Below are 8,835 nucleotides of genomic sequence, written 5' to 3' on the forward strand. Positions count from 1 at the left end.
ACTTTAATGGATGATATTAAACACACATATAAAGTTCAAAATTTATTAGAAGGTAAATATAAATTTAATGAAAATACTAATATAAATGGTAGTTTTGAAGCTAATGTAGATTTACCAATAATGCATGGTGCAATACAGCCAATAAATACTAAACTATATGCTAATTTAAATTTAGTACATAAATTTAATGAAAGTTTAGATTTAAATACTAATATTAATAATAAATTAGATTTAATTTCAGATAAGCAAGTATTAGATTTAAATAAATTTACTGAAGAATTAGGTATTGAGACGACAGTAAACTATAAAGTATTTGAAAATAAAAACGACAAATTAAACTTAATTTCTAAATTAGGATTAGAAAGTAAAACACAATTTAATTATTTTGTTAAGGGAGATACAAAGAAATCTAATGACAAACAAGTAGATAATCATCCTGCTAAAAAAGTAGTTTATTTAGAAGGAAGAGCAATACCATTAGAAAGTTTAAATGTAATAAAATTTGATAATACATTAAATTATGAAAATAAATTAAGTGAAAACTTAAAACTATTTGGAGGGCTTGATGTAAATGCTAAACTTGAATTTTTAGCACTGAGAGATCAAAGATTACATAACTATAAAAATAGAGAACAAGATAGACCTATAAATAAAGTTAATTTAGTTGCAAGTGATTATAGAAAAGTTAATTGGAATGTTGGAGGAAATATAACTATTAATCCTAATATTAAGGTTGAATATAAACCAACTAATAAATTGACATTAATAGGAGGATTAAATACTAAAGTTGTATTTGAGAGAGAAATAGTTAATAAAATTAATAGCTTTAAAGCAAGAGCAGATCATGGAACTTACGGTTGGGCAGATAAAGATTTTGGATTTAAAAAGTTTATTCCAGGATTTAGCTTTAACTTAGAGTATAAATGGTAATAGGAGGTAAAAGTGAATTTAAATAGAAAAGCAGCAAGCTTAGCTATTACTTTAATGGCAGTTGTTTCATGTAGTTCTGTTGGACAGAATTCGGATAACAATAATTCATTAAATAGTAGTAATGCAAATATAAATAAAGAAAATAAAAAGGATTCTAAAGCTAAAGTAACGTTTGTTCATACGTTTGATACTCAAAAAGATAGATTTGAAAAATTTGAAAAGGAAAATAATAAAAAAGGTAATCAAAACTTTGTAGAGAAAGTAAATGCCGATAATTTTAATTTTACAGGAGTAGACTACCTTTATAAAGGAGAAAAATTAAGCGGTTTAGGATATATTACACCTGAAATAAAAATAGAATCTGCTTATGCAGATAATCCTGTTATAGAAGTTTCTAAAAATGATTCTAGATATGAAAAATATAATAAAAGTACTGAAAATGTTAAAGTTGAAGAAATTGCTGAAGGTAAGAAAAAAATAACATTTTTAAATCAAAATACAGTTTATTTAAATTTAGTTGATAAAAATGGAAATACTAAAAAAGTTATGTTAAATAAACCGATTGAAGTAAAAGAAATTCCTGAAGTTAAAGATGGAATAAGATATCAAGAACTTAAAAAAGGTGCAGATAATGGACGTGTTAGTTATTCAGTAGTTACATATAACGGGGGATATGAAGATATCGCTAAAGATTGGAATGAAACATTTGATAAATCTAAGTATGAAGATTTAGATGATTTAGAAGGTTCAAAAATTGTTGATGTTAAAACTTCAGTTAATGGAGTAACTACATATAGTGTTAAAGATGTAGACTTTGGGATAAAATTATCTGATTTCAAAGAAAATTATGAAAAAATATTTTCTGATTTAGATAGATTTACTTTAAAATTTAGTAAAGATGGGAATACAGTAGAAGGTGGATTTAATCCTGATATTGTAGAAAAATTAAAGAGATATGAAAAATCTATTGATAAAAATACTAAATTAGAGTTTGTAACAGAAGTATTAGATGCAAATAAAAATGAAATTGGAATTCATAATATATCTAGAAAAATAATTAAAGATGGTAAAGTTATATTTGAGAAAAAGGAAAAAGCTTTCATAGCATTTCCTGGAACAACTATAGGTGTTGCAGATTCTTCATTTTATGATTTAACACCTGAAGTTGAAGCAAGAAGCTATAGATATACAAATAAATCATTAAATGCATCTGAAGATGATCTAGATGATCCAAATGGAATGTTTAGACCACATGGTTCATTTGTTATGGGAGCGGCTATTGATGAATCAGTTATAGGACAATCTCATTTTTTAGAAAAATATGTTCAAGGTATTAGATTAAAAAGACTATTAAATATGGGATTATCTAGAAACTTTAATGATAAACAATTATTTACTAGAAAAAAATCAGAAGAACAACTTAGCAAAGAACAAGATGCAGAGTATAAGAAATTATTGGCAGAATATGATATTGATGAAAGTAAGAATATAACAAAAGTAGATGAAGCAAATGATGAAGATAGAAAAAAAATAGAAGAACTAGAAAAGCAACTTGGAAATTCTTCTGGAAATAATCAAAACCCACCTGCTGATAATAACAAACCACCAGTTGAAGGTGATAAACCTCCTGTAGACAACACAACACCATCAAATCCTGGTGAAGGTAATACTGGAGGAAGTGGAAGAAGAAGACGTAGACCTAATCCTAAAAATACTACAACTTCAAGCAATCTGGCAGATGATAAAACACCAGAAATTCCTAAAAAAATAGATGATGAAGAAATTGAAAAAGCTAAAAAAGAAAAAGAAAAAGATGAATATAAGCTTAATGATAATGAAACAGAAGAAGGAAAACAAGATAATCCTAAAGATGATGCAAATAAACCATTGACTGATGAAGAAAAGGAAAGAATCTTATTTAATGAAATAAAAACAGGTATAAGAATATTTAATTCAACTAAATTCCGTCAAGAATATAGAATATTTAATAATAGAGTTCAAGCTTTATATAATAAATATAATGCAAGTAAGGATAGATTTGAAAATATATTAAAAATAACTGATAAGTCTGAAAGAGAAAAAGAATTAAAAGCACTTTATCAAGAACTTTATGATATGTTTGAAGAAGCATATATAACTACTGAAAAACAAATGTTAGATTATTCAGATTTACATTTCTCATTAGTAGCTATTGAAGATCCTTTAACAGGAAATTTAGATAGAAGTATAACAGGTAAAAATCTTCCTTTAATGTTAGAAGAAAATAAAAATATTAAAGCAGTTAATATGTCGTATGGTAATGCCTTAAGAGTAGAAGATTATATAGATATAAAAAATATGACTGATGAACAAAAACAACGTGCTGCTGATGCGTATAATAATGATGTTAACTTTAGAGTAGCAGTACAAACTTGGCTTCAAAGTTTAGAAAATGTAGATTTAGGTTCATATAAATCAGTATTACCTGGTGTAGGTAATATACCAAGTGTTTTAAAATACTTTAAGTCACGTGATAAAATAACAAAAGTTGATTATCAAAAATTATTAGATCTTAAATTATTAACAATAAGACATAATTTACTATCTGCTCCAGAGCTTTCAGTTGCTAATAAAGATGTACTTTTAGTTGTAGCTCAAGGAAATACTAAAAATAATTTAAGTAACACAGAAGTAAATTTAACTGGATTTAATAAAGATGGTAAAAAAATAGTTTATGAAGATTTAGATCATGTATATAATAATTCGTTTGGAAGTGTTACAACATACTTAAATTTATTAGCTAAAGAAGAAGCTGACAAAAAAGGTGAAACTTATAAATACAATACAGGATATAGAAAAAATATATTGGGTGTTGTAGGTCTTATGTCAGGTAAATTATCATTTAAACCAAGTGATAAATTCTATGAAGATAAATGGAAACTTGTAACTGTTCCTGGTAATAGAGATATAAATAGTCCGGTAGTTTATGTTGCTGGATTAAAAAATAAATATGATAGTCTATATGCAGAACTTAAAAAAGTTGATGAAACTCCTGACAAATATGCTAAAGAATATAGAGATGAGTTATTAGCTCAAATTCAATCTATAGATAATTTATTAAAAATAGAAACAGATATAGATGGAAGACCACTTAAAGCTTCATTCACAAGAGCAGGAAAATCTAAGCTTTCAGTAGTAGCATCAGAAGGACATTATGTTTATGCTAAAAGCTTAACTAAAGAAGAAAGAGAAAAGATGTCTGAAAATGATAGAGATTCTATTGAATTTGCTGAAAAACATGGAATTAATTTTGCTTCAGCAATAGGTTCTTCTTTTGCAGCTCCTAGAGTAACAGCAATAGCTGGTGAAGTAGGAACAAGATTCCCTTGGATGAAAGCTCAACAAGTTAAGCAAGTAATTTTAACAACAGCAGATGATGACTATAACATAATAGGAAACGAACCTGATATTGATTTAAATAAAGGTTATACATTTGATTTAACTGGACAATTAGGTCCTGATGAAAATCTTGGTTGGGGTATGGCTAATAAATATAGAGCATACAATGGTCCAGGAAGATTTGTAAAAGCATTAACTAGAGAATTAGGTGAAGAAAACTTTGTGGCAGATGTTCCTTATGGATTCTATGAATTTAAAAATAATATTAAAGGTAAGTTTGAGATTGGTCAATATTTTGAAAGTAGAAAATTATTAGATGCAAATGATGGAATTATTTATGATGAATTAAGTAAATATAGTAAAGAATTTGTTTTAAGTAAAGAATTTGGTAAAGATGATAAATCTAAGAAATTAAAAGATGTTTTAGAATCTAGAAATAAAACTTTAGATTATATGTATAATGTTGTAGAACCTAAGATAAAAGCTCTTTATAATGCTTTAGATGATGAAGAAAAAGAATTATTTGAAGATGCAGGAATTACTAAAAAAGGTCAAGGAACATTAATGTTATCAGGAGAGAATACATATAAAGCTAAAAGTATAGTTGAAGAAGGAACTTTAGTATTAGGAGCTAGAAATACTTCAGACTTTGAGGTTAAAGAAAAAGGAAAATTAAAACTTGATGTTGTGTATAATCAAAAGAGAAAAGATAAAGAAATACAAATTGATTATGAATATGTTCCAGAGTTGACAGGAAGTATAACAAATGAAGGAGAAGTATATTCATATTCTAAATATGATATATTGAAAAATAAATATAAGCCAGTAAATAAAGGTAAAACATATATATCAGCTCAAGCTCATTTCCAAATTGATGAGTTAGATTTAAGTTCTGTAGATGCGTTTAATTTTGATGTATTTAGAAAAAAAGGAATGAATATATTTGATCTTAATCAATATGCAGAAGAAGTACCAGATCCAGACAATAAAGGTAAATTAGTTAAAAAGATTACATTACCTAAAAATCCAGATGAAGTAACTTTCTTAACAGTTAATAAATTGAATAAAAAATATTTAGATAAAGTTCAATTAGGTGATATCCAATTAACACCATTTATTAAGATGACTATTGAGAAAGAAGAGCTTAAAGATGATAAAGAGAATGTTAAGTTAATTGGTAAATTAATAAGAAAAGATTCAGAAAGTAATCCAGCTCCACAAGCTTCAAGAATAAGAGCAGCATTAAAAGAAGAATTATTAAATTCAGATGATGTACGTTCTAAAATATTATCGGCTGCAATAGAGTCGTTAGATTGGATGGAAGGAAATGATAAAACATTAAGTGGAGAAATATTAGCAAATTCTCAATTAGTTGGGTATGATGTAGCTAATTTAAAATCAAACTTAATTAAAGAAAGACTTGCCACTGATATAAAAATTGGTAAATCAGCAATATATTTTGATACAATAACATCAAATAGATTTGCCTTTGATAAAAATAAAGGTGACAAAAATGTTCTAACTAATGGATTTAATTTAGGAACATATTATAGATCAAAAAATAATACAACAGGAATTTCTTTAAATTACAGTAATTCAGCATTATTTGATTATGTATTACCATTATTAGATGTTAGAGAACCTATAAATCCTAAATTAACAGCAGAAGAAAAACAAAAAGAACTTGATAGAAGAAAAGTAAAAACATTAAGTGGAAATGTTTATGCTAATATTTTAGGTTTAAATACATATAATAAATTTGAACTAAATAATGGATATTTAACTTCAATATTAAGTTTAGATATAATATCTAAAGATACATCAAGAAAAGTTCTTGATAGAGAAGTAAGAAATATGCAATCAACTGATGTAATGACTAATTTAAATCTAGAAGGTGGATATAAATTTGAATTACCTAAAAATGTAACTTTAGAGCCATTTGTAGGATTAGATATGATTACTTACTTAAGAGGACAATTTAATGAATCTGCTCCTTCATATAGAGATGCAAATTACAAAGAGGTAGAAAATACTGAATTTGGATATAAATCTGATCAAACAGAAGTTAACTTCAAAGCTAATATGACTATAGGTTCAAGAGTTAGATTTACATTAAAAAATAATTGGAACATTGGAGGATTTGCTTCATACACTAAATATTTAACAGATCCAATTCTTAAAACTAAAGCAGAGTTAGCAAATTACAAATTTAGAGATGAAGTTAAGGGTATAACTCTTGAAGATAATGTATTTAATTATGGAATAGACGCTAGATATACATTAAAAGATAATATAGAATTTAAATTATCTTATTCAGGTAAAAATTTAAAAACTCATGGATTAAGTACAGGAATAAGATTCCAATTCTAGTAAGGAGAAAATAAAATATGAAAAAGATGATAATAGCAACTTTTGTACTTGCAAGTATCGCAAATGCAAAATTACCAGTTAATATATCTGTTGGCTTATCTTCTGCGTATGATAAATTAAATATATCTCAAGCCGAATTTAAAAAATTCGGCTTGGATGAAATAGTAAAAGGTGAATATAACTCAAATATTTTAGTTAGTAAAGCTAATGTTGATGTTACTTATCCAGTTAAAATTCAAAATTTAAATTTATCATTTGGTTTAGGAGTGGACACTTTTATTGAAGCTAAAATCACTAAAGATACTATTAAAGTAGAGCCTAAAGAAAAATCTTCTAGTGATAAACAATTAGAAAGAGAAACATTTTTATTGAATGAAGAATATGAAAATAAAAAGTTTACTTATGATATTGCAAAAATAAAATATGATGAATTAAATGATATTCTTGCAAATAGTGAGCAGAAAGTTGATACACTAAATAAGGAAATTGAAGGATATCAAAAAATGATGGATAAAAGTGAAAAAGATAAAGAAGAATATCAAAAAATTTATGACAAAAGAGATGCACAAGCTAAAAAGTTACGTTTAGAACTGAAAGCAATAGAAGATGAAATGATTGCAAAACAAAAAAGTGCTGAAAGTTTAACAAATCAAGATGATATAGATGCCTTAGTAACAGAATTAAAAGCAAAACAAGCTAAATATCTTATTTTAAATAAGGTTTATACTAAAGTTGTAGAAGATAGACAAACGAGTTTTTCTAATTTAGAAGAATTAAAATTATTACCTACTGTAAAAAAACAAAAGGAAAAAGAATTAGAAGAATATATGAAAAAAATTGAAGAAGTTAATGAAAAAGCTGATACAATAGTACAAAACTTTGAAAAGGAAAAAACTATATTTAATGAAGTAAAAGCTAGAAAAGAAGAAAATGATAAACTTCATAAAAAAAATGAAGAAAAAACTTTAAATAATAAAAATTCTAGTGATATTTTTAATAAATTAAATTCAAAAATTAATTTTGGTACTTCGGTTTATGTTTTAACAGAAGCTAATTTTAAAATTTATAACGATTTAGAGGGGTATGTAAATACTAAATTAGGAGTAAAGATATCTCCTAATGAACTTTATACTGTTGCTAAAGAATTAGAAAATGAAAAAGCTACAATAAATGGTAAGGAATATAAAGTACCTGTGGATACACCATTTATTTTAATAAAACCTAAAGTAGAATTTGGATTAGGTGTTAAATATAAAGGATTCAAAGGTGGATTAACAACTGCGTATAATTCTGGACTTATAGGGTTAAATCTAGGATATGAATTTTAATTAATATTTTTTAAGGGAAAAGTTTAATTCTTTTCCCTTTTATATTTTACAAATATATTTTGAAATATATTTTGATTTTGGGATGAACCTGTCAAATAAGAATCCTTATAAATATTCAAAAGATATAAAAGCTGAAGAAATGCTCTATTATATGAGGGCAATGGTAATGATGTTCAAGGATAATATGGAAATGACAAATCCAAGGGCAAGAGTCAGAACAATGAACAGAAAGATAGGAATTGAAGCATTTGAAGAAATATTTAAGGAATATTTTGAGAAAGCAAAAAAGGAAGTAGATTCTGTAATTGATATAAAGGAACTCTATAAAGATGTAAAAACACAGGAAAAATTATTTGAGTGGAGCAAGGAAGTGGACTTTGTCTCTGAAGGAATAGATGAGGAGCTTCTTATAAATGTCAGGGAAAGCTATAGACAAAAAGGAATTTATGCTGTAAAACTGAAATTTGCAGGTGGAGTTATAAGAAGAAAACAACTGGAAGGAATTCTTGAATATTTAGAAAGCTTAAATCATGAAATAAAAATAAAACTTACAAATAATCAGGAAATTATAGTTTTCAATTTAAATGGTGAAGAAACTTTACATATTTTGAAAAATTTTGAAGAAAGACTTATAAGAAGCGCTTTTGAAGATACAATTACGTGTACAGGTGTTCCAAGATGCAGATTGGCAATAACATCCAGTAAAAGTGCATTTGATAAGATATTAAAGAAATTTGACACCAATGATGCAACATTAAAAAAAGAATTACCACAGCTGAGAATGTCAGGATGCCCTAATTCATGCAGTCTGACTTTTAAGGGAGATTTC

At 26.1% G+C, this 8,835-nt stretch carries 4 protein-coding genes; all 4 read left to right on the forward strand.

The genetic code is table 11. The features are described 5' to 3' along the window. Positions 1 to 930 (forward strand): hypothetical protein (locus ACWYO2_RS03325; RefSeq protein ID WP_455515079.1); only part of this gene is annotated, 930 nt, incomplete at its 5' end. A gap of 12 nt (positions 931 to 942) precedes the next feature. Beyond that, a complete protein-coding gene (locus tag ACWYO2_RS03330; protein ID WP_455515080.1) occupies positions 943 to 6,678 on the forward strand; it encodes an autotransporter domain-containing protein in 5,736 nt (1,911 codons plus the stop codon). 17 nt (positions 6,679 to 6,695) lie between these two features. Further along, entirely contained in the window at positions 6,696 to 8,006 is a 1,311-nt protein-coding gene (locus tag ACWYO2_RS03335; RefSeq protein WP_455515081.1) for a hypothetical protein, read from the forward strand. An 82-nt stretch (positions 8,007 to 8,088) separates the two neighbouring features. Then, positions 8,089 to 8,835 (forward strand): hypothetical protein (locus ACWYO2_RS03340; protein ID WP_455515082.1); only part of this gene is annotated, 747 nt, incomplete at its 3' end.

This window comes from Pseudostreptobacillus sp., from assembly GCF_977040545.1.

Coding starts and splice junctions, on each gene's coding strand:
- ACWYO2_RS03335 (WP_455515081.1), top strand. CDS start 6,696: ATGAAAAAGATGATAATAGCAACTTTTGTACTTGCAAGTATCGCAAAT.